We start from the raw sequence: 20,385 nt of genomic DNA on the forward strand, positions 1-20,385 counted from the left end.
TTTTTAGCCCAGTCTCTTTTTAAGCGCACCTGTCTCCTGGACAATGTATTTTATCAGAAGAACTGTTGCTGTCAGTGTTATTATTGTTGCAGGGATTATCCAAGGCATCTGTGAGATGATGCTGTCCAGCGGAGTCAGTTCCAGTACTGTTGCAACAAGATTGTTTGTGAAATGCACGCTCATCGGAACGAGAATGTTGTCTGTTTTCAAATATAGTATGCACATGCACAATCCAAACAGGAATGCGCTTGTAATGCCTCCGAAGTCATGTCCGATTCCAAACAGGAATGATGAGATGAGCATTGCCGGAACTATTCCCACTCTTATTTTAAGTCTGTTGAACACAACTCCCCTGAATACCAGCTCTTCGAGAAGCGGCGCAAATATTATTGATGCGACTGCGCTTAAAAGGAATGCTCCTGGGGCGAAGTCGACAGAGTCGATATCTATTCCTGTAACCCATCCTGGATCATAAAATCCGATGAGAATGTCAATTCCTGAAACCAGGCATGTAAAGAGAAATGCAAACAGAAGATTGATGGCAAAGACATACAGTATTTCATTTCTGGTTTTTTCGACAAACAAATTTTCAAAATTACGGGCAATGCCGGTTGTGCCCCTCAATTCCCAGATGAAAAACAGCAAAACACATGATAGAAGAACTATGAACATTAAATCGTCATTCTCTTCGATCATTGGAAAGATTGCCATGATTAGTCCGGTAAGAATTATGCTTATGATGATGCCTACCGCAAGCTCTCTAAGTCTAATGGTTCTCAATCTTATGTTAAAATCCTTAACTTGTTTATCCATACTGATTCTTCCTTTTGTTTGAATTTTCAATCATTGTCAATCGTTAAAGCACCAAATCTGATTTAAATTTGGAAATGTCACGGATATCTGATGCAAAGTCATTCAAATTGCTTCTGCAAAGTATTATCTCAGCGATTTTCAAATTTTCGTAATTTAAGGTCTTTTAAGATATTAATGTCACTATCAGATTAATTATTGAAAATTAGGACTTCATTGTCCTTCATTAATAAATTTTCGACTTGAAAATCCATAAATTATGCTTAACAACAATTTAAAATATTATTATTCTCAATTAAAGGAATAATTATTAATTTTCATTATGTTTAAGCTATTAATATTAATTTTTAAGTAACAACATTTATATATTTTTATATAGTATAATTATTATTTAAGAGGAGTCTAATAATATGTTTGATTTGATGTGTAATGCCATATTCTTTGCTTCTTATGGTAATTATCTTGGGCTAAGTAACATAACAATTAGTTTATTTGATGTTTTATTAGCTTATATTGTTACTGTCATTGTTTCAATTGTTGTTGCGTTAATTTTAAAACTCCCATTATTACCCGGCAAACCATATAGGTATTCTTTTGATGTTAGTGCAATATATCCGACTCCGATAATAGCTATTGGTATTCTTTCTATTTTTTTAGTTTTGAACTACACTTTCATGTATAATGGAATCGTGTTGGCTGTTATTATTGGTATTTTATCTGCATTGTTTGTGAAATATTTGTTTGATTTTGTATTTCCAAAGCCTTTAGATGGAGATGAGGGGGAGGATATGTGATGAATGAAGTGATTGGTATTATAATTGCTGCAATTCTATGTTGGTTGAATTTTGTTATTGTTGATACATATTTCGGACTTCCCGAGCAACCTGGCGTTAAAGGAGCCAGGATAATTGGTGAAAATGTCGAAAAAAGAGGGGGAGATATTGCTGGTGGATTCTTCCAAGGAAACATTGTCTGTTCTCCGGACGCATCTGCCGGTACTTTAATGGCTTCTATTGGATATCTGCTTTTAGGAATTCCCGGAGGAATCATTGCAGCATTCTTTGTATTCATGGGAAACAGATTGTGTGCTGATCCGGGTTATGCCGGAACTGTAGGAAGCTTAACAGCTACTTTAATAATTTTTATCTGTTCATTTTTGGGTTTCACTCCCGAAATGTTTATTGTGGGAATGGTCATTGCAATCCTGACCGTTCAGGGCATTGACCACAGAAGAGCTTCAATCGTTTTGGGCAAAATAGCCGAGAAATTCAATAGGCATGCTTGAGAGTGGTAATATGTATGTTGAAATAATTGGTGTCATAGTCATATTTGTTGCATTGAGAGCACTGATAACCAGAAACAGGGCTGAAAGATTATTATATCTAAACGTTATCGGATTTGGAGTTTCAGCCATAATTGCTTTGGTGATTAACACTCCATTCGCTCTTGTAGTTGCAGCGGCATTCTTCATTTGTTCTACAATTAGTGCAAATGCGATTGCATATACTTTAAAAAGGCTAGATGATGAAATACTGTTGGAGTGAGGTAAGATGGAATTTTTCGTTTCTGTAATTGCAATTGCTCTAATGGTAATCGGAGCATTCGGTATTATATTTCTCAAAAAACCGCTTGACAAGGTGATAATGTTTACAATACTTGATGCGGGATTCATTTTAGCCGTTGTTTTATTCAAATATTTGGATGTGGCAATGTTTGCGGCTCTGGTTGATCCGTTATCCACACTGGTATTTATCTTTGCCATTGTGAAAATTAATGAAATCAGAAAGAAAAAGCTGGAAAGTGGTGATTTAAATGATTAGCGTTCCGTTATTCTTTTACTTTGGAATATTTCTGGCTATTGTAGGAAGCATAGCCACTGCATGGGGTCCTGGAGTAAATGACCCTGTCGTGAGAACATTCAACACTGAAATTGCTTCAATAGGCGTTTGTCTGGTGTTGCTGTGTTATAATCATGTTTTAGCTTTACTTACTTTACTTGCAACAACTGTTGTAATCACTTTGATTTTATTTAGAGCTATTATTCGTTTAGAAGAAATGGGGGCAGATGTATGAGAATTGGAGTTTTATGGAATAAACTTGCCGAACCAAAAAACATTCCCCGTTTGTTTGCTTTCAGTTTGGGAATAATTTTAGTCATCGGTTTGATTGTGCCGATGGCACTGAATCCAGATCAATTATATGTTAGACCCGCTCCTCAAGAGCAAATTGACAACGGTTTGGCAATCGCTCCTTATGACAGGGGCGGTGAAGTCTTAACCCAACCGGGCGTTATCCATCCTCAATATCCGGATAATGCAGCAAGTTTGGGTATGATAACAGGATACATGTCACCGCTGGCCCAGTTCGTGTCTTCTATATCTCCGTACTTCGGAACATCAATTTATTCATCCCCAGGAGGGCTTATAGATGAAATATTATACTATACCAGAGGTTTCGATACAATTCTCGAATCCAGTATATTGATGATGTCATTCGTCATCGCTTCATGGTTATCCATCAATTACACCATGGACCGTAAAAACGACAAAAAGGAGATTAAGGAAGATGTCAAAAAAGCCATTTCCGAATCCAGAAAAGTAGCCAATGAAGTCAAGGCAAATGATGAAAAGGCAAGAGCCAAACAGTTAAGGAGGGATAACTGATGGTTGTTTTACCTGTTGTTGTTCCTGATGCATTCATTTCCATGTATCTGCCTGCAATCTATGCCGGACTGATTGTCGGATTTATTGCAACAATGGCAATTGCATTGAAAAGGGAAGAGATACACATTCTTATCCTGACTGATTTGGTCGGTCTTGCAATGATATTTGTAGTCTCTGCAGTCGGAACAGACCTTGCGGAAGCACTGATCTTACCGGGTCTGGTTGTGGAGCTGGCGGAAACTTTAGCCATTTCTGAAATACTGATTACAAGGGAAATGAGGATAATCGAACAGAATCCAAGAAGAAATTTACCGAAATCTTCATCCCTGTTCCCGCAGCCTTTCGCACTGAATATGGAAATACTGAATACTGCTCCTAACTTTATTGCATTGGTGCTTATAGGATACGGTATTTTCCTCACCGGATTTACCGGTGGTGCAATTGCAGGTGGCGGAATCGTACTGTACGCATTATCCAAAAAGGCAAGGGGCCTTCCTGTACTGATGTTAGATGGTATTGCAGGTGTTTCCGGAATATCCTGGTGTTTATGGATTCTCGGTTTTTTATTGTTCTTCGTGGCACCTCAATATTGGCTGTTAAGTTTATTTATCGCCGCATGCGGATTATTACTGAAAGTAGCTTCAAAAGTAGGACTTATCGGACTGCTTATGAGAGAGGATATTGATAGGGAGTAGTGAGAAAATGGATTTTGTTACACTTGGCGGAAATTTACTCGGAATAATTCCACTTGGAGACATAGTGCTGTACCTTACTCCATTCAACCTGTTCCTATTTGCGGTTTTACTCGGATTTACCCTTCTCATAGCATTGAGTAAGCCTGAAACTCAGGTGGAAGCTACTATGCATTATTTATATAATACTGAAGTTAAAGTAGGTCCGAAAGAACTTAAACAAAGAAGATTTTTATCTATAATTTGTGGTATTGCATCAGCTGGAGCCATGATTACAGGAGATTTATTCAACTTCACTCTCTTCATGGCATTGGTTGGTATTTTAAATATCGGTATTGTATCAGCCGTTAAACAGACCAGTGTATTGAATTCAGCATTCAATTACGGTTTGATTGCAATGATGTGTAGTCTGCCGCTCTTTGGTGGTGCTGCTATAATTCTTGCGGCAACAGGAACCCTGTCTCTGGCGGTTTTATCCCAAATGCCTGCCAGTCCTATGGTGGTGTTTGGTGCAGTGCTGATGTTGATTGGAATTTTAGGTGAAAGCGGAGTGGCACCGTTCTTTGCAAGCAAAGCAGAAATGTTCAGAACAGCCGGTTCTCCGTATATTGTAATCATTCACTTAAGTTCCCTGTTCATTATTGTAAGAGCTGTTGAAATTTTATTATTGGTATTGTGGTAGATGGTAGTATGGTTAGTCAAAAAATTACATGTATTATATTATTGGCATTATCAACAATAGCTATTCTCGCCTGCCTTGTAATCAACTTTGAGGCATGGATCGTTTACGCAGTAGCTATATTTGGTATTCCATTATGGATATTGTCTTTAGGTTTGCTGACTATGGCCAAACCAAAACCTGAAGATGCGGAAGAAAGGGTGAAAGAACCATTTACTGGGTATTAGAGTGGTATTATGAATTTAATGGCAGAAATTTTAATTCAAGTTGTAATTGCATTTCTTGCGGGAAGCCTTCTTCTAGGTTTGCATAGAAAAATCATGGCCCGTGTTCAAAAGCGTCCGGGACCGCCTATTGTCCAGCATCTGATACACTCATTGAAGTTTTTCTTCAAGGAGACAGCAATTCCAAAAACAGTTTCAAAAGTGTTTTACATAGGTATCGTGTTTATATTGGCATTGATATGGGTTATAGGGGTCATTGCAGGTCCTGTAGCTCATGATTCACTGCTCATACTGTTCGGCGTATATGCCGTTTACAAGATTGTGGAGCACAATTCAGGATCCAGTTCAGGTTCCCCGTACGGTAAGTTAAGCTGTGTAAGGGCAGTTCTTTCAGCGGCAACAGAACTTCCGTTGTTTGCTGCTATCGTATTTGTATATCTTGTTACCGGATCAATGAATATTGGAGAGATTATCGCATATCAGTCCGCACACGGCCCATTGGTATTTACAGTTCCTCTTGCGGCCCTGATGTTTTTCATGCTGATTATTACAAAATCCCCATATTCCCCATTTGCAATAACCAAGGATAAGGTATTGATTTCCGGTTTTGAAACTGAACACTTCGGTTTCCTGAGAGGTTTCATGCACTTTTCCGAAGCTATCGCATGGTATGTGCTGCTTTGGGTATTTCTGACAATATTCTTCGGACCGCTGAATGCCGTAGGATATCTGATTGGAATGATTGCGATTACATTCATAACAGCATTTATCAATGCTACAACTCCGCTGTTATCTCCAAATCATTCAGTCATGACCCAGATTACCATAGGCGCAATATGCTTCTTTGGAACAGTATTGATGATATTTACCGGAGTGGTAGCATGAATAGTGAAGATGTAATTGTTTATTTCACAGCGCTGGTTGCTGCCGGCGTAATAGTTGTAGGTCTTTTGGCAACAGTCCTGCACTCAACCATGATTGCTCCAGTAATAGCTATTGGATTGATTCTGGCAGTATTTGCATTGCTTGCAAAAGGACACTTTGCACATAAAACAGAACTTATCGAGAAATTATGTTTCATTATAACATTCATAGCAATTATTTGCTCATTTATATTGCTTTATAAACCGATGTAGGAGATATTATGTTAGATTATATGATTTATATACTCACATTTGCGGTCGGATCAATTCTCGGTTTGCTTTACAGCTACAAACAGCATGGCGAACCGTTTGTTGCAGTGACCGACTTCAATGTTCCATTTGCTGCAGTTTCAACTGTGGGATGGGTTTTAGGATTTAATTCAGGTAATGTTATTTTATCTGCTGTTGGTTTTCTTTTAGCAGGATTTGTCATGGGAGAAAGACCTGGATACGGCAGAAAGGAATCTGCTGTAGGTTTAATCATTGGAATAATCGTTTATGTATTATTGAAAGGTAACGGTATGATGTGATTGGAATGGATGACAGTGAAAGATTAAGATTAATGCAGACAAGAATTGTAAAAAGCTACGCTTGGCAAAGAGATGTAATAGTTCCACTTTCCAAAGATTTTGATTGTACTGTTGAGGAGCTTGAAGAGGTGTTCTTTAATCTGTTTAATATGGACACTCTTGAAGCGATGCATGGAACGTATAGTTCCGCTGAAGACATTTGCCTATATCAAAAATTTAATGCAGACTTAAGGCTGTGCTGGTTCAGCGGCACTTTGGAGGTAATCGACCCTGAAGATGCCAGACAGCTTAAAATGAAGCTGGTCAAAGAAGTCAAAAACGGCAAGTCTTATGAAGAAGCCTTAAAAGAAGGTCATTTGGAATTATTTGAATTGTTAAAAAAAGAAGCGAGATACTAATCAAGTTTATATTTAAATTATAAAATTAAAGAGGGAGTACAATGTTAGATGCTATAAGGGATGTTGTGAGGAAAAGCTCAATACATGTCTGTATCGTAAATTGTGGCGGATGCAACGGCTGTGATGTCGAATGTGTTGCACTGTTGTCTCCGAGATACGACCTGGAGCAGTATGGTATTTACGTTCACAACAATCCTCGTGAAGCTGATGTTCTGTTGTTGACCGGTGCTGTAACCGAACAATGGAAAACCAATTTAAAAAGAATATATGACAAGGCTCCTGAACCAAAAATCGCGGTAGCTGTAGGAAACTGCCCGATATCCGGTGATGTGTTCAATCAGGAAGGGGGACATGTAAATGCCCCTGCATCAAATTTCATCCCGGTTGCGGCAGAAATTCCGGGATGTCCGCCAAGGCCTAATGAAATATTGGAAGCAATACTGGCCGTAGGACCGCAAGCTATTGCCGATAGGGGGAGGGAACAACAATGATAGTGCCTATTGGTCCAATTCACCCTGCTTTAAAAGAACCTATCAGATTAAAACTCCAAACTGAAGGAGAAAAGGTCGTTAAGGCTGAAATTGAATACGGTTATGTTCACAGGGGAATTGAAAAGATAATCGAAGGAAAGACTTGGCAGAAAGGAATTTATCTTTCTGAAAGGGTATGCGGAATCTGTTCATATGAACACACACAGACCTTTGCAGAAACAATCGAAAAGATTTCCGATGTTGACGTGCCTTTAAGAGCCCAGTTTTTAAGAGTCCTTGCAAATGAGCTGGACAGAATTCAAAGCCACCTGCTTGCAAATTCAACATTCTTTAAATCAATGGATCATGAAACATTGTTCATGCACGTATTGGAGCTGAGGGAATACGCAATGGATTCAATCGAACTGTTAACCGGAAACAGGGTTAATATGGGTTGGAATGTTGTTGGTGGAGTAAGGATGGATGCAGATGAACGCCACTTCGAACAGATACTCAAAAATATGGAAAAAATCGAAGAAGGCTTTGAAATAACCCGTAATCTGTTTGCTGAAGGTCCTGCCCTTGCTTTAAGGTGTAAAGGCATAGGATACATGTCCAAAAAAGAGGCAATTAAGGGAAGAGCAGTGGGGCCTATAGGAAGGGCTTCAGGCATTACCGAGGATTTCCGTGTAGGTCACTGGACATATGATGACCACTTTGATTTTAATGTTATTGTAAGAAAAGAGGGAGATAATTACGCAAGGACAATGACCAGATTTGATGAAATACCTGAATCAATCAGTCTTGTTAGGCAAGCTATTGAAAATATGCCTAAAGGTGAAGTTCGTACTCCTGCAAATATCAAATCCGGCTATGCAATGAGACAAAATGAGGCTCCCCGTGGTGAAGTTACTTACATGATTGAAACTAACGGTAATTTAATTAAAAACATTTCCATCAGAACTCCAAGTATTGCAAATATGGATTCCTGTGCAAAATACATGATTCGTGATGTTCCAACTGTTGCAGATGCCGTATCCACTTATGCATCCTGCGACCCTTGTGTGGCCTGTGCAGAAAGGGTGGCCATTACAAATGAAGCTGGAAAAACATTCATCAAAGACTTTTACGAGGTGAAATAAGATGTCATCTCTAATGTGGTACGTATATGAGTTTGCAAGAAAGGCATGGACTGACGCATTTGCAAATGCGCATTCACAGCCTGAAATTTCCGAAAAGCCGGAACGTTTCAGGGATTTCCCTACAGTCAATAAGGAATACTGTATAGGCTGCGGTGCATGTACAATTTCATGCCCTTCACCAAATGCAATCAAACTTGTGCGTGATGAGGATTCAGAAGAGGGCGAAGGTCTGACTTATCCTGTAATTAAAAAGGGAGCATGTATCCGATGCGGATTCTGTGCCGAAGTCTGCCCAACAGACCCTAAGACACTGGTATGCGGTGAAAACCATCTGATTTTGCCTGAATTCAATATCATACCGTCCAAAAGGCAGTACATTGTGGACGATTATCTCTGCATCAAATGTAAAAAGTGCATGAAGCAATGTCCTGTTGATGCAATAAGCCTTCAGGATGGAAATCTTGTAGTCAACCAGCTTAAGTGCATTTCCTGCGGTGATTGTCTTGACGTCTGTCCGGTCAACGGCGCAATGAAAGGAGTATTTGTTGAAAACTTACAGGACCAGAAGAATCTTATTCTTTTGACTGTAAACTATCTTGAAGATTACATAAATAATAAAGAAGAGGATTTAAGGGCATTGGAAACTGATGAGCTGCTGCAGTATGACGTTGCGGTTTCTGAAATTTGGGATGATGCATTGAAAATAATTCCTGATGAGGAAATTGCTTTCGAAATAATGTCAAATGCAGTAAACAGACTTAAAATCAGAATAATTGACTGGGACAAGTCAAAATGTGAAAAATGTCAGTTATGTATTCCGGACTGTCCTACAGGATGTATTTCATTTGATGATGATGAAGACACAATTGTGAGAGATAAAAGCAGATGTCTACGCTGTAGCATATGTTACCAAACCTGTCCATTTTCAGTAATTAAATATTTCATTGCAAAATTCACAATGGACGATAAGGAGAGTATTCATGCTACCGTAAAAGCATCAAACCTAAATGAGGATATTTACATGGAGTGAGTGTTATGATTGATAGTTATACTAAAACACCAAGGCCATTAAGACACGTTGATGTTGATTATCTTGTTGATCAGACAAAATGTGCAAAATGCAGCGATAAGCCATGTCTTCAGTCCTGTCCTATTGATGCGATTTATATGGATGAGGATGACGGTCTTATCAAATTAAAAAACACCTGTTTCGGATGTGTGTTATGTCGTAATGCTTGTCCATTTGATGCAATTTCTCTTGATGTGCATATGGACCCTCCTATAAAAGAAAACGTTCCTAACATTAATGTAAAATTATGCAAAGCCTGCGGAGCATGCGTTCAGGCCTGTAAAAATGGTTCTATTCATATAGTCGCTGACGGCAGTGAAGTTCCTCACAGTGAAATTGACAAGGACACATGCGTCAGGTGCGGATACTGTTTCAGGGTTTGTCCGACCGATGCAATCAAATACGGTCAGCTCCTTCCCAAAACTGTTAAGGGTGGTAAGGCAATTGTTGTCAACCAGGACAAATGTATCGGATGTATGACCTGTACAAGGGTTTGTCCGTCAATGGGAGCAATAAATGTGGCAAGAACCAACAAGCTTCCGTATATCAATCCCGGCTACTGTGCAAGATGTGAAGAGTGTATGCATTCATGTCCTTCAACCGCAATCAAGTATTCCTCACGTAAAAAGGCTTACAAGATGTACAGTGAAATCAAGTCATTTGACATCGTCTCAGGAATTGTGGACTATGACATCAAAAAGCTGTCTTTGGATTTAATCAGCCTGAATAAGGTTTTAGAAAAGGTTGCAAATACAATAGCTCTTGAATTCAATGACCAGACATTTGAAAATTTCATTGAATGCAAGGTAAATGACATGATGGAACAGGAACTTAAAATCAGTCTTGATTCCCACATTGAAATTTCCAAGTTCACCAAGCTGTTCGGTTCCTATCTGATGGACAGGAACATTGAAGTCTATGACAAAAAGTGTGTTGCCTGTGGAGATTGTTTTAACGTCTGTCCTACAGGTGCAATCAAGCTCAATGGTCCAAATCCTATGGTGATTGATGAAAATAAATGTGTATATTGTGGAAAATGTGTTGAGCAATGTCAGTTTGATGCCATTGGCGCATATGATGATTATTTCTACAGTAAGGACACTGACCTGTATTACGCAAGGTCCTTTTTGCACTCCCAGAGACTAGGTGACTTTTCACTTTCCGATGAGAAGTGTCAGGCATGTACAATATGTGTAAAGAATTGTCCTGCCCAAGCATTGACATTAAACAATGACAAGATAGACTTTGACAGCGAAAAATGTATTTATTGCAGAACATGTGAGGCAATTTGTCCTCTTGATGCCATAAGAATTGTTAACTTCAGGTGAATTATGTTTGAAAAATCATATATTACAGATTGTGAAGGTCCCCTTACATTGAATGACAACGCCTTTGAACTGGCTGCAAAGGTCATTGATGACGGGGACGAATTATTCAAGGTTCTTAGTTTGTATGATGATTATCTTGCAGATGTTGTTAAAAAGGAAAACTATAAGGCAGGAAACACCTTGAAGTTGATTTTGCCTTTCTTTGCCTGTGAGAATCTCACAAACAGGGATATGGTCGAGTTTTCCAGAAACAATATTTACTCTGTCAGGGATTCAAAATTTCTTTTAAGTTACTTGAAGAAAGCTATGAATATTTATATAGTAAGTACCAGTTACGGCCAGTATATAGAAGCTGTTTCCAATTATATGGATGTTGATTTCAAAAACACATTTTACACAGATGTTGATGTGGATGTCCTGAATTTGAATGATGATGAAATTGAAAAAATCGGCCAGTTCAAAAAATTGATTCTGGAAAATCCGGATGATTATGAACTGTTTGACGATATTTTCTTTAACCAGATAACCGAAATGGGAATATATGAAAAAATCAAGGATATTGAGGTTGTTGGCGGTGAAGGTAAAAAATTAGCCATCGATAAGATAATTGAAAGGGATGGCATCGACATTAACAATATGCTATACATTGGTGACAGCATCACAGATGTCGAACCGCTGCAGTTCGCAAGAAAAAACAACGGAATAAGCATATCATTCAACGGCAATGAATACCCGCTTAAAGTGGCTGAAATAGCTATTGTTTCACCAAGCGCAGTAACAACAGCTGTGATTGCTAATATTTATGCAAAATACGATAAAAATAAGGTTTTAAAATTTATAGAAGATTACAACGCTTCAGATGATTTGAAGGTTTTGTTTGACCAATACGAAATCGATTTGGAAATAAGGGAAAAATTCTTTGAAGTGTTCGCAAGCAAAGAATATCCTATTATTGAAATAGTAACAGATGAAAATTATGAAGATGTCCTGAAATCTAGTAAACATATGAGAAACAATATCAGAGGCCAGGATATCGGAGGATTAGGTTAAATTTATAGAAGGTAATATAATGAGCTATGATAAAGTAGATGATACATTTTTTGAAGCTTTTGAAGGAAAATACGTAAGAGCTTTAATAACCGGACCTACAGAAAAAATTGTAAAAAGAGCAGCATATGACTCAACTTCAACCCCAAGTGCGGTAATCGGAAGGGTTGAAGGTGGAGTTGAAGGATTTTTGGATAAGTCCCAAACTCCGGACGGAAGATTCGGTGCTGTCGTGCAATACTGGTTAGGCGGCGATGATGTCGAAAAGTTCGCATTTGAACTGTCCTACAGGCTCCGTCAGGATGTATTGGTTAAACCGTTTACCCGTATCTTTGACTATTCCGACAGCGAAAGTGACGAATATATTGAAATGATGGACATTGTAGGTCACTGCGGCGACGGATATGAATGGATAGTTGAGGAATACGGAAGAAAAATGATCAATGTACCTATTGCGGTTCCGGATTTCCAGATTGAAGAGAAATTCAAAATCAACGACGGAATAATGGGAGGAAACTTCTGGTATTTATGTGAAACTCCAGAAGCCGTATTGGAAGCAGGCGAGGCAATAATCGACGCAATCATGAATGTTGAAGGCGCCACCGCACCATTTGACGTATGTTCTGCCGCTTCAAAGCCGGAGACAAACTTCCCAGAAATCGGACCGACCACAAATCACGTTTACTGCCCTTCCCTGAAGGAATCACTGGGCGACGAATCCAAAGTCCCTGAAGGCGTAAACTTTATTCCTGAAATTGTGGTAAATGCAATCAGTGAACAGTCAATGAATGAAGCTATAAAGGCAGGAATTGATGCGGCTTTGGAATTTGATGGTGTAGTTAAAATCTCTGCAGGCAATTTTGACGGCAAACTCGGAGATAAAAACATAAATTTACTTGATATCTTAAAGTAGGGTTTTAATATGGAAATATTTGACAATGATTTAAATGCAGAAATAATCGGATTCGGAGCATTGAATGTGGATAAGTTATTTTCTGTAGAAAATATTGTTGGAGCGGACGAGGAAAGCTTTATAAAAACAGAAACCAAAACTCCAGGAGGTTCTGCAGCCAACACTATCGTAGGTTTGGCAAGGCTCGGCTGCGACACTTCCATAATCGGAAAAATAGCCGAAGATGAAGACGGCGATTTGATAGAGTACAATCTTGCAATCAATGGAGTCTACACAAACAATCTGATTTATTCAGAAACAGGATCTACTGGAAAATGTCTGGGATTCGTTGACAGTGACGGCGAAAGATGCCTTTACATTGACCCTGGAGTTAATGATGAAATCCAGATTGGTGAAATCAATCCGTTAAACATTATGAGATGTAAAATAATGCATTACACATCATTTGTCGGTGACTCATTCAAAACCCAAATTGAGCTTCTCGAAAAACTAAGCAGGGATACAGTTTTAAGTTTCGATCCGGGCATGTTGTATGTTCAGAAGGGATTCGATGAACTGCGCCCAATACTTGAGAGAACAAATATACTGCTTATAAACGAATCGGAATTGAGACTTTTATGCAACGGCAGCGAGGCTCCGGTAAATGAACTGGTTATCAGTTTCCTTGATTTGGGAATCGAAACAGTTGTCGTAAAGCAGGGCTCAAAAGGAGTTTACGCCACAAACGGCAGTGAGGAATGTCAGGTCTGCACATATGAATGTGACGTTGTCGATACGACCGGTGCTGGAGATAGTTTCAACAGCGGTTTTCTGTATTCATACTTAAAAGGGTACAATCTGGAAAAATCCTGCAGAATTGCAAATTGGGTGGCAAGCAAGGCCATTGAAGGCTTTGGAATGGAAAAATTCCCTTCCTTAAAGGAACTGGAGGATTTCTTTTAGGGAATCATGTTTATTAATATAATAAAAAAAGTTAGTTGGTAATAATATGAATGTAACGTTTCAAAAACAGATGAAAAACTTAGAGCGTGAAGTTTTATTGAAGTCTGTTGATTTAGATGATGATGGTGATGATTTCCAATTTGAACTGGATCATTTCAATGCAAATGAGGAAATCATAGCTATTGCACCTAGGTGTGTTAGATGTAACACCTGTGTTGGAGAATGTCCTGTCAGTGCAATCGAACCAGCTAATATATTCAGAATAGCTAAAATAACTGAAAAATGTGTCAAATGTGAAATATGTGTTCAAACTTGTCCTGTTTCAGCAATTAAACTGATTGACAATTCAGTTATTTACAACAACGAGGACGAAAACGATTTCATGGAATATAATTTGTCCAACGTTAGCTCTTCTCACAGGGTAGTCAGAATGAACAGCATTTCAATCGATTGCTCTGTCGAAAATAATTGGGATGATTGTGCGAATTTATGTCCGACAAAGGCATTCACTCTTGAATTCAAAGAGTTTTTTGAGGATTTGAATATTGATTTGGGCATTGATATGGCTGAAGATACACTATATCCGTATGTTAATGAAAAGATGTGTATCGGATGCAGTGCATGTGTTGAGATTTCACATAATGACGATGCAATCGAACTGGACAGATACATAGGTCCGATAATTCACAGCAGAAACCTTGATATAAATCATGAAGCCTGCGTGAACTGTTATTTATGTGAAGAGAATTGTCCGACTGCGGCAATTGAGTTAGTGGATGGTGAAGTGATTCTTGACAATGATAAGTGTATACGCTGTGTTGAATGCACCCGTCATTGTCCTGTAGGAGCACTTAAAATAGTTGATATTGAATAAAATGAGGGTTGTTTATGAGAGCAAAAGAATTAATGGATAAAAGCTTCGTATATTTGAACTGCGAAGACAGCGTAATTGAAGTTTCAAAAGTAATGGAAGAGATTAGACGTTTTACCTGTCCTGTTGTAAATGAAAACAAACAGCTGGTAGGATGGATTACTTCATTTGACATTACCAGAGGTTTAAGGGAAGGAAATGAAAAAATTTCAGAAATCATGAGTGGCTATGAGGAAGTTGCAACCGTTCATGAAGATGACCCTGCAAGAAAAGCGGTTATTTTGACTGCAAACAACAAATTCGTTACTGTGCCTGTTGTAAATGACGACAATCAGATAGTGGGTATGGTCCGTGCATGTGATATTGTAGAGTTATTGTCCGAACTTTATGACATTAAAGTTGAAAAGTTATACAAGGCAATGCAGAATCAGCTTAAGGGCGTTACCTGGGAAGAGCTCATGTCAGCATCAGCAATAGTGTCCACCAAGACAACCGGTGTGAAAATCACAGCTGAAGAATACGAAGCAAACATTGTAAGCGCCACATTTGGGGAAGCCATCTGGTCTACTGGCGGTTTGGAAAAATTCTTTGCGGGCCTTATTTCCGTTGGAGAAATGGTTATTGCCCGTCGTGTAGGAAAAGCAAGAAAATAACACTAACTAACTAAAGCATTACATAAAAACCCTTTTTGTTATTTCCACACTAACTTTTCAAAGAAAAAATAAGGCTTTTCAGTCTTATAATTTCTTTTTTTTCATTTAATATCGATTATTTTTTACAAAACATTTTTAAATGAGTTCAAATTTATATATACCTACAATTTAGGTGAATTTTTATGAATTCAAAAATGAAATTTTTAATTATTTGCATATTCTTATCAGCATTTTTCATTGCCACTGTGTCGGCTAGTGAAAACATCACTGAAGATGTCTTAAGTGCTGATTCAAATGTAAAGCAAACGCCCGTTGTGGCGGTAAATGCATCAAAGGTATATACTCAGCATTCCATTGGAATATCACTGAAGGATTCCAATAACGCGCCTATTTCCGGTCAGAAAGTGATTGCAAAAGTCAACAATGAGTATTATAGTATGTATACTGATGATAATGGTAAAACAAGTCTGCAGTTAAAATTAAAACCCAACAGCTATATTTTAAAGGTAGCCTTCAAGGGCAATGACAATTACACTGCAGTAAGCAAAAAATTCAATATAAACGTGGTCAAGTTAAAATCACTGATTAAGGTGGAAAATACCACTGTTTTAAACAAGCAGTATTTCAATGCGACCTTAAAGGATAAGTTCGGAAATCCTATGAAAAACAAAAAGGTGACTTTCACAGTTAATAAGCTTACCTACACTACAAAGACAGATAAAAACGGACTTGCTTCATTCAAGAACACATTCAGTTCAAATGCAATATATCCGGTAAAAATTTCCTTTGCGGGATCCACCTACTACAAGGCGGTTTCCAGAACACTCTCGATGGTTGTGCCGGCAACGACTTCTGTCGTCATCGGAAATGAAAAGCTGCTTACAAAAGGATATTTGAGAGTTTATCTGAAAAGTCCGACATTGTCTGCCATTTCAGGCCAGAAAATCCTGATAAAAATAGGCAATAGCTCATTTTTAAAAACAACAAATGCCGAAGGCTGTGTGATATTTGCCCCTAAGCTGGGTACAGGCAATCTGATGGTAACTGCTGTTTATAAGGGTACAGCTACAATTTTTGCATCAAATAGTTCTAAAAATGTCATTGGTGTTGAAGGAAGTACAAAAAGCCCGTACACTGGAAAAATAGCCTTGGTCAACGGCGTTCCGGACATTGATATGATGCCTGGAAGCTATGTAATGGCTGACGGTGACATGAAGTACACCCTTTTGAAAAGCCAATATCAGGATACAATAAAAAGGGACAGTCAGACCCTTTACCTATACAAAAAAATGTCAAAGTATGTTTTATTTAAAACAAAACAGGCACCTAAGCTAAAGCATGTTATTGTAAGGGAAAAGTGGAACGTAATTGAACGTGCCGTAAATACAAAAGTTGTATTGGCCAATAAGGCAGGGTACTGGCCAAAACAGATTACAGTATCTCTGAAAGGCAAATCCTATACTTATCCTCAGGTGAGGGATGTGCAGGATACAGGATATACCTGCGGTCCGACTTCATCAAGTATGTGCAGTCAGGTTTTAAAAAATTATCGCTGTGAAAGCGAACTGGCAATACTTTCCAAGACCACATATGAGGATGGTTCATTTACAGACCTTCTTGCAGAGGGTTTGGAGAAATGTGGATATAAGTGTACCATTTATGACAATTCAACATATAAAAAGGCAATCAATGAGCTTAAGAAAGGAGCTTGTGCTTTAATTTTCCACACATGGAACCATTATGTTGCAATCCTGGATATCAGTAAAGACGGTAAGCAGGTTCTGGTGGGCAATCCTTCAGGGGATTATGACCACGGAAGCCACAGCATTCCAACCAACTGGCTGACAGTAGATTATATGTACTCAATGTTCAATGACTATGACACTTCAGGAGTCATTGTTAATTTGAATTATAATCTGGCAGATTCCACCAAGACACAGTTGGATAATCTTTATAACAGCTTCGGTGTTGGCTGGACAGCGCAAAATACCAATGAAAGGATTCCTCAAATCTGAGATTAGGAATTTTTTCAACTTTTTTCTTTTTTTTCAATTTTTTAAAATAAGTAAATATTTTATAGTATTGTTTTAATATTAGACAAATGAGGAAACATTAAATCCTTTTGAATATTTAATTAATTGTTGATTGATATGTGGAGATTAATCTGGCCGATTTTAATTGTTCTGCTTTCAAATACTTTCTATAATGTTTGCATGAAATCAATGCCGAATGATGTAAATCCTTTTGGCGCATTGATGGTTACCTATCTGGTTGCAGCCATTATTTCAGCCATAATTTTTGTATATGTTGCAGGACCATCAAATGTCGGCGTTGAAATTTCAAAGATCAACTGGACGTCAGTTGTTTTGGCATTGGCGATCGTAGGCCTTGAAGTGGGTTACGTATTTGTGTACCGTGCAGGATGGACAGTCAGCACGGCCAGTGTTGTAGCAAACATTGGGCTTGCATGCGTTCTTTTGTTCGTCGGGTATTTCCTATACCGTGAAAACGTTTCCCTGAATCAGATTGTGGGAATAGCTGTCTGTATGGTGGGATTGATCCTGATAAACTTGTAGGTGATTTGATGAGATGTCCTGTATGTGGAGCATTTGTTGAGGATGGAGAGGAATATTGTCCTAACTGCGGAAATGATGTTTACTGCATTGATGAGGATGAGTTTTAACTATTTTTTTTAATTGTTTATCGATATTACAATATGTAATATCATATTTTTTTTATTCTATTAATTTTACTTTTTTTAGATTAATTTAATTTAAAACATCTTAATTTTAGAATTGAATGCAATTTAATTAAAACAGTCAATAATATATACTATTAAAATTATAAGATAATCCATAAAGATAAATTTTCAATATTTACTTCTTTATTATTGAGCATAAAGGAGGTGAAACATGAATAAAAAAAGGTTTATTATAATACTATCTGTACTGGTGTTATTATCGCTGAATTTCAGCGTTGCCCATGAAAATTCCACTGATGTTATCAATGCAAGTTCGGATAATCCTGTTCTTGCATCTTCTGATGTGAGTGTTGTTCAATCATCATCCAGGCTAAATACTCATTTGGATGTTGAAGGCAACACTACATTTGACGTCATTGGAGATTATTTCAAAGTAAAGCTGTCTGATGAGAATAACAAGTCTATTGCAAATGCCAAACTGACATTTAAAGTTGATGGAAAAACTTATAATAAAAACACAGATTCCAAGGGTATTGCCCTGCTTCAACTTAAGCTTAAAGACGGTACACATAAGATCGTTACCAAATTTGGCGGAAACTCAAATTACGGGTCTTCCTCCCTTACAACCAAAGTAACAATCAATAATGTCCGTATTGTAGATAGTGGCATGAGCAATTCGGAGATTCAGGCAATAATCGACAGCGCCAAGCCAAATAATGTTATTCTGTTTAAGGGGGAAAGCTATTCCAATATAAATCTGGTAATTGCAAAAAGCTTATCCCTGATTAGTAATGTGGGCACTACATTGAAATCTTCATCTTCAAATCCCGTAATTACAATCAAGGGCAAAGATGCTTCCTTAACTTCCATAAAAGGATTCAATATCCAGTCAAACGGTGACGGCATTAAAATCACCGGTTCCGATTATGTAACTATTTACGGAAATGATATCTCAACCAGAGGAAATGGTATTGTCGCATCCGAAACCAAGTACTTGAACATCACTAAAAACAATGTTGTAAAGAACTCAAAAAGCGGCATACTGGTTGGAAATTCATCAAATCTTTATATTTTCAATAATAAGATTTCCAACAATGGCGATGTAGGACTGGGTGTTGCTAAAGTAAACCGTATTTACATTGATGGAAACACCATTTCAAACAATAATGAGCAGGGAGTTTACCTCACAAACAGCATCAACGGAATAAATTACGGTGAAGGTCCAAAAAATATCCAGATTAATAAGAATACAGTTTTCAAAAACGGCAAGGATGGTATTGAGATTAAATATGCCGGAAACAATATAAATATCAAATCCAACACCGTTGAGGCAAATCATGAAAACGGAATTTCTTTAGGTATTGTCGGAACAAATACCATTCAGTCAAACGTAATATCCGAAAATTGGGAAAACGGTATCAGATTTTATAACAATTATGTAATGCCGAAAAATCAGGAAATCAGCTATAATGCTGTGTTCAGCAATTTGGGCAGGGACATTGAAGCAAAAGACACTTACTACCAGGAAAACGGCATCAAATTGCAGATTGGAGATAACTGGTACACTGATTTTAATGGCGTATGCCCTAAGGTCAGCACCAAATATATCAAATTTTCAGTCAAGCAGATTGGTGAAAACAAGTTCCAGGCCACATTCACTGATTCTTTTGGAAACATTGCCGGTTTGCTTCCCGACAGGACATTAACGTTCCAGACCAATAACGGAAAAACCGTAAGCATGACCATAAGTGGTGGAGCGGCATCATTCACTACCGATGCAAAGGATGGCGATCTTGTTAAGGCAACTGTGGATAATTCCAGAAGAAACAATGTTTATGATTCAAATACCGCTGAGGGTTCAGAGATTAACGGTGTGTCTCCATCTTATGAATATCCTCCGATTCCTCAATATGATCTGTATGGAGATATAGGTGGCGGAAACGGTAACGGCAACGGTGAAGGCTCTTCAGGCGAAGCCGACAATGGCAACGGTCAGTCTCAGCATGGCGGTGAGACAAACGGAAATAGCTCATACGGCCAACAAAACGAACCGTCCAGCAATGTAAACAATCCTATAAACGATGTTTCACAAAACTATGATGTGGATTCAACAGCCCAGGAGGGCGCATCACAAAGCGGTGCGGGCCCTTCAAATACGGCTGGTTCACAGGGTCAATCTGTAATAAAACAAATTATACTTGATGAGGATGATATTGTAAGAGTTGCGGGAATTTCATTTATCCTATTGTTAATAAGTTTAACAATTGCATTTTACTATCGTGAAGAAATTAAGGAAATGAAATCTAAAATGTAATATCATCTCTTTTTTT

27 protein-coding genes are annotated in these 20,385 nt (G+C 38.1%); 26 read left to right on the top strand and 1 reads right to left on the bottom strand.

The window, feature by feature from the left end:
* Positions 1 to 3: 3 nt before the first annotated feature.
* Entirely contained in the window at positions 4 to 813 is an 810-nt protein-coding gene (locus tag QZU83_RS02825) for a CPBP family intramembrane glutamic endopeptidase (protein ID WP_295609485.1), read from the bottom strand.
* Between the two features lie 407 nt (positions 814 to 1,220).
* Here QZU83_RS02825 and ehaA point away from each other — a divergent pair, with 407 nt between their 5' ends.
* The 26 genes from ehaA (at position 1,221) to QZU83_RS02955 (ending at position 20,369) form a co-directional block, all read left to right on the top strand.
* On the top strand, positions 1,221 to 1,604 hold the full coding sequence (gene ehaA / locus QZU83_RS02830) for an energy-converting NiFe hydrogenase A subunit EhaA (RefSeq protein ID WP_295609486.1): 384 nt from the start codon (positions 1,221 to 1,223) through the stop codon (positions 1,602 to 1,604).
* On the top strand, positions 1,604 to 2,095 hold the full coding sequence (locus QZU83_RS02835) for a hypothetical protein (protein WP_295609487.1): 492 nt from the start codon (positions 1,604 to 1,606) through the stop codon (positions 2,093 to 2,095). Before ehaA ends, QZU83_RS02835 begins: the two co-directional genes overlap by 1 nt.
* A gap of 10 nt (positions 2,096 to 2,105) precedes the next feature.
* Positions 2,106 to 2,354 carry a DUF2109 domain-containing protein gene (locus QZU83_RS02840; protein ID WP_295609489.1) on the top strand — a complete coding sequence of 83 codons (249 nt, stop codon included), beginning with the start codon at positions 2,106 to 2,108 and terminating at the stop codon, positions 2,352 to 2,354.
* Between the two features lie 6 nt (positions 2,355 to 2,360).
* A complete protein-coding gene (locus QZU83_RS02845; protein WP_295609490.1) occupies positions 2,361 to 2,630 on the top strand; it encodes an EhaD family protein in 270 nt (89 codons plus the stop codon).
* Positions 2,623 to 2,883: a DUF2107 family protein gene (locus QZU83_RS02850; RefSeq protein WP_295609491.1), complete on the top strand. Its 261-nt coding sequence runs from the start codon at positions 2,623 to 2,625 to the stop codon at positions 2,881 to 2,883. The genes QZU83_RS02845 and QZU83_RS02850 overlap by 8 nt, the downstream gene beginning before the upstream one ends.
* Complete coding sequence (locus tag QZU83_RS02855; RefSeq protein WP_295609493.1) at positions 2,880 to 3,473, top strand: EhaF family protein; 594 nt, start codon at positions 2,880 to 2,882, stop codon at positions 3,471 to 3,473. The genes QZU83_RS02850 and QZU83_RS02855 overlap by 4 nt, the downstream gene beginning before the upstream one ends.
* Complete coding sequence (locus QZU83_RS02860; protein WP_295609494.1) at positions 3,473 to 4,168, top strand: EhaG family protein; 696 nt, start codon at positions 3,473 to 3,475, stop codon at positions 4,166 to 4,168. The genes QZU83_RS02855 and QZU83_RS02860 overlap by 1 nt, the downstream gene beginning before the upstream one ends.
* A gap of 7 nt (positions 4,169 to 4,175) precedes the next feature.
* On the top strand, positions 4,176 to 4,847 hold the full coding sequence (locus tag QZU83_RS02865; protein ID WP_295609506.1) for a hypothetical protein: 672 nt from the start codon (positions 4,176 to 4,178) through the stop codon (positions 4,845 to 4,847).
* A gap of 8 nt (positions 4,848 to 4,855) precedes the next feature.
* The gene (locus QZU83_RS02870; RefSeq protein ID WP_295609507.1) at positions 4,856 to 5,071 is read left to right on the top strand and encodes a DUF788 domain-containing protein; all 216 of its coding nucleotides are present in this window, start codon (positions 4,856 to 4,858) and stop codon (positions 5,069 to 5,071) included.
* 9 nt (positions 5,072 to 5,080) lie between these two features.
* Positions 5,081 to 5,953, top strand: coding sequence for a respiratory chain complex I subunit 1 family protein (locus tag QZU83_RS02875; RefSeq protein ID WP_295609509.1), 873 nt, complete (start codon positions 5,081 to 5,083; stop codon positions 5,951 to 5,953).
* Positions 5,950 to 6,204: a hypothetical protein gene (locus tag QZU83_RS02880; protein ID WP_295609511.1), complete on the top strand. Its 255-nt coding sequence runs from the start codon at positions 5,950 to 5,952 to the stop codon at positions 6,202 to 6,204. The genes QZU83_RS02875 and QZU83_RS02880 overlap by 4 nt, the downstream gene beginning before the upstream one ends.
* Positions 6,205 to 6,212: 8 nt before the next feature.
* Positions 6,213 to 6,521 carry an energy-converting hydrogenase subunit EhaL family protein gene (locus QZU83_RS02885; RefSeq protein WP_295609513.1) on the top strand — a complete coding sequence of 103 codons (309 nt, stop codon included), beginning with the start codon at positions 6,213 to 6,215 and terminating at the stop codon, positions 6,519 to 6,521.
* A 5-nt stretch (positions 6,522 to 6,526) separates the two neighbouring features.
* Positions 6,527 to 6,919 (top strand): DUF1959 family protein, encoded by a 393-nt coding sequence (locus QZU83_RS02890; protein ID WP_295609515.1) that lies wholly within the window; start codon positions 6,527 to 6,529, stop codon positions 6,917 to 6,919.
* Between the two features lie 41 nt (positions 6,920 to 6,960).
* Complete coding sequence (locus QZU83_RS02895) at positions 6,961 to 7,410, top strand: NADH-quinone oxidoreductase subunit B family protein (RefSeq protein WP_295609516.1); 450 nt, start codon at positions 6,961 to 6,963, stop codon at positions 7,408 to 7,410.
* Positions 7,407 to 8,531, top strand: coding sequence for a nickel-dependent hydrogenase large subunit (locus QZU83_RS02900; RefSeq protein ID WP_295609518.1), 1,125 nt, complete (start codon positions 7,407 to 7,409; stop codon positions 8,529 to 8,531). The genes QZU83_RS02895 and QZU83_RS02900 overlap by 4 nt, the downstream gene beginning before the upstream one ends.
* Before the next feature lies 1 nt (position 8,532).
* On the top strand, positions 8,533 to 9,561 hold the full coding sequence (locus tag QZU83_RS02905) for a 4Fe-4S binding protein (RefSeq protein ID WP_295609520.1): 1,029 nt from the start codon (positions 8,533 to 8,535) through the stop codon (positions 9,559 to 9,561).
* On the top strand, positions 9,558 to 10,928 hold the full coding sequence (locus QZU83_RS02910; protein WP_366925376.1) for a 4Fe-4S binding protein: 1,371 nt from the start codon (positions 9,558 to 9,560) through the stop codon (positions 10,926 to 10,928). Before QZU83_RS02905 ends, QZU83_RS02910 begins: the two co-directional genes overlap by 4 nt.
* Before the next feature lie 3 nt (positions 10,929 to 10,931).
* On the top strand, positions 10,932 to 11,978 hold the full coding sequence (locus QZU83_RS02915; protein WP_295609524.1) for a hypothetical protein: 1,047 nt from the start codon (positions 10,932 to 10,934) through the stop codon (positions 11,976 to 11,978).
* 19 nt (positions 11,979 to 11,997) lie between these two features.
* Positions 11,998 to 12,888: a formylmethanofuran--tetrahydromethanopterin N-formyltransferase gene (locus tag QZU83_RS02920; RefSeq protein ID WP_295609526.1), complete on the top strand. Its 891-nt coding sequence runs from the start codon at positions 11,998 to 12,000 to the stop codon at positions 12,886 to 12,888.
* 9 nt (positions 12,889 to 12,897) lie between these two features.
* Positions 12,898 to 13,830: a carbohydrate kinase family protein gene (locus tag QZU83_RS02925; RefSeq protein ID WP_295609527.1), complete on the top strand. Its 933-nt coding sequence runs from the start codon at positions 12,898 to 12,900 to the stop codon at positions 13,828 to 13,830.
* A 46-nt stretch (positions 13,831 to 13,876) separates the two neighbouring features.
* Positions 13,877 to 14,704, top strand: coding sequence for a 4Fe-4S binding protein (locus QZU83_RS02930; RefSeq protein ID WP_295609529.1), 828 nt, complete (start codon positions 13,877 to 13,879; stop codon positions 14,702 to 14,704).
* 14 nt (positions 14,705 to 14,718) lie between these two features.
* Positions 14,719 to 15,354: an HPP family protein gene (locus tag QZU83_RS02935; protein WP_295609531.1), complete on the top strand. Its 636-nt coding sequence runs from the start codon at positions 14,719 to 14,721 to the stop codon at positions 15,352 to 15,354.
* Positions 15,355 to 15,536: 182 nt separating this feature from the next.
* On the top strand, positions 15,537 to 17,369 hold the full coding sequence (locus QZU83_RS02940; protein ID WP_295609533.1) for a hypothetical protein: 1,833 nt from the start codon (positions 15,537 to 15,539) through the stop codon (positions 17,367 to 17,369).
* Positions 17,370 to 17,492: 123 nt separating this feature from the next.
* Positions 17,493 to 17,930 (top strand): EamA family transporter, encoded by a 438-nt coding sequence (locus QZU83_RS02945; protein ID WP_295609535.1) that lies wholly within the window; start codon positions 17,493 to 17,495, stop codon positions 17,928 to 17,930.
* A gap of 8 nt (positions 17,931 to 17,938) precedes the next feature.
* Positions 17,939 to 18,037 carry a zinc ribbon domain-containing protein gene (locus tag QZU83_RS02950; RefSeq protein WP_295609536.1) on the top strand — a complete coding sequence of 33 codons (99 nt, stop codon included), beginning with the start codon at positions 17,939 to 17,941 and terminating at the stop codon, positions 18,035 to 18,037.
* A gap of 229 nt (positions 18,038 to 18,266) precedes the next feature.
* Entirely contained in the window at positions 18,267 to 20,369 is a 2,103-nt protein-coding gene (locus tag QZU83_RS02955) for a nitrous oxide reductase family maturation protein NosD (protein WP_295609538.1), read from the top strand.
* Positions 20,370 to 20,385 lie beyond the last annotated feature (16 nt).

The sequence above is a fragment of the uncultured Methanobrevibacter sp. genome (genome assembly GCF_902771435.1).
Taxonomy (GTDB): Archaea; Methanobacteriota; Methanobacteria; order Methanobacteriales; family Methanobacteriaceae; genus Methanocatella.

Coding starts and splice junctions, on each gene's coding strand:
- QZU83_RS02825 (WP_295609485.1), bottom strand. CDS start 813: ATGGATAAACAAGTTAAGGATTTTAACATAAGATTGAGAACCATTAGA.
- ehaA (WP_295609486.1), top strand. CDS start 1,221: ATGTTTGATTTGATGTGTAATGCCATATTCTTTGCTTCTTATGGTAAT.
- QZU83_RS02835 (WP_295609487.1), top strand. CDS start 1,604: ATGAATGAAGTGATTGGTATTATAATTGCTGCAATTCTATGTTGGTTG.
- QZU83_RS02840 (WP_295609489.1), top strand. CDS start 2,106: ATGTATGTTGAAATAATTGGTGTCATAGTCATATTTGTTGCATTGAGA.
- QZU83_RS02845 (WP_295609490.1), top strand. CDS start 2,361: ATGGAATTTTTCGTTTCTGTAATTGCAATTGCTCTAATGGTAATCGGA.
- QZU83_RS02850 (WP_295609491.1), top strand. CDS start 2,623: ATGATTAGCGTTCCGTTATTCTTTTACTTTGGAATATTTCTGGCTATT.
- QZU83_RS02855 (WP_295609493.1), top strand. CDS start 2,880: ATGAGAATTGGAGTTTTATGGAATAAACTTGCCGAACCAAAAAACATT.
- QZU83_RS02860 (WP_295609494.1), top strand. CDS start 3,473: ATGGTTGTTTTACCTGTTGTTGTTCCTGATGCATTCATTTCCATGTAT.
- QZU83_RS02865 (WP_295609506.1), top strand. CDS start 4,176: ATGGATTTTGTTACACTTGGCGGAAATTTACTCGGAATAATTCCACTT.
- QZU83_RS02870 (WP_295609507.1), top strand. CDS start 4,856: ATGGTTAGTCAAAAAATTACATGTATTATATTATTGGCATTATCAACA.
- QZU83_RS02875 (WP_295609509.1), top strand. CDS start 5,081: ATGAATTTAATGGCAGAAATTTTAATTCAAGTTGTAATTGCATTTCTT.
- QZU83_RS02880 (WP_295609511.1), top strand. CDS start 5,950: ATGAATAGTGAAGATGTAATTGTTTATTTCACAGCGCTGGTTGCTGCC.
- QZU83_RS02885 (WP_295609513.1), top strand. CDS start 6,213: ATGTTAGATTATATGATTTATATACTCACATTTGCGGTCGGATCAATT.
- QZU83_RS02890 (WP_295609515.1), top strand. CDS start 6,527: ATGGATGACAGTGAAAGATTAAGATTAATGCAGACAAGAATTGTAAAA.
- QZU83_RS02895 (WP_295609516.1), top strand. CDS start 6,961: ATGTTAGATGCTATAAGGGATGTTGTGAGGAAAAGCTCAATACATGTC.
- QZU83_RS02900 (WP_295609518.1), top strand. CDS start 7,407: ATGATAGTGCCTATTGGTCCAATTCACCCTGCTTTAAAAGAACCTATC.
- QZU83_RS02905 (WP_295609520.1), top strand. CDS start 8,533: ATGTCATCTCTAATGTGGTACGTATATGAGTTTGCAAGAAAGGCATGG.
- QZU83_RS02915 (WP_295609524.1), top strand. CDS start 10,932: ATGTTTGAAAAATCATATATTACAGATTGTGAAGGTCCCCTTACATTG.
- QZU83_RS02920 (WP_295609526.1), top strand. CDS start 11,998: ATGAGCTATGATAAAGTAGATGATACATTTTTTGAAGCTTTTGAAGGA.
- QZU83_RS02925 (WP_295609527.1), top strand. CDS start 12,898: ATGGAAATATTTGACAATGATTTAAATGCAGAAATAATCGGATTCGGA.
- QZU83_RS02930 (WP_295609529.1), top strand. CDS start 13,877: ATGAATGTAACGTTTCAAAAACAGATGAAAAACTTAGAGCGTGAAGTT.
- QZU83_RS02935 (WP_295609531.1), top strand. CDS start 14,719: ATGAGAGCAAAAGAATTAATGGATAAAAGCTTCGTATATTTGAACTGC.
- QZU83_RS02940 (WP_295609533.1), top strand. CDS start 15,537: ATGAATTCAAAAATGAAATTTTTAATTATTTGCATATTCTTATCAGCA.
- QZU83_RS02950 (WP_295609536.1), top strand. CDS start 17,939: ATGAGATGTCCTGTATGTGGAGCATTTGTTGAGGATGGAGAGGAATAT.
- QZU83_RS02955 (WP_295609538.1), top strand. CDS start 18,267: ATGAATAAAAAAAGGTTTATTATAATACTATCTGTACTGGTGTTATTA.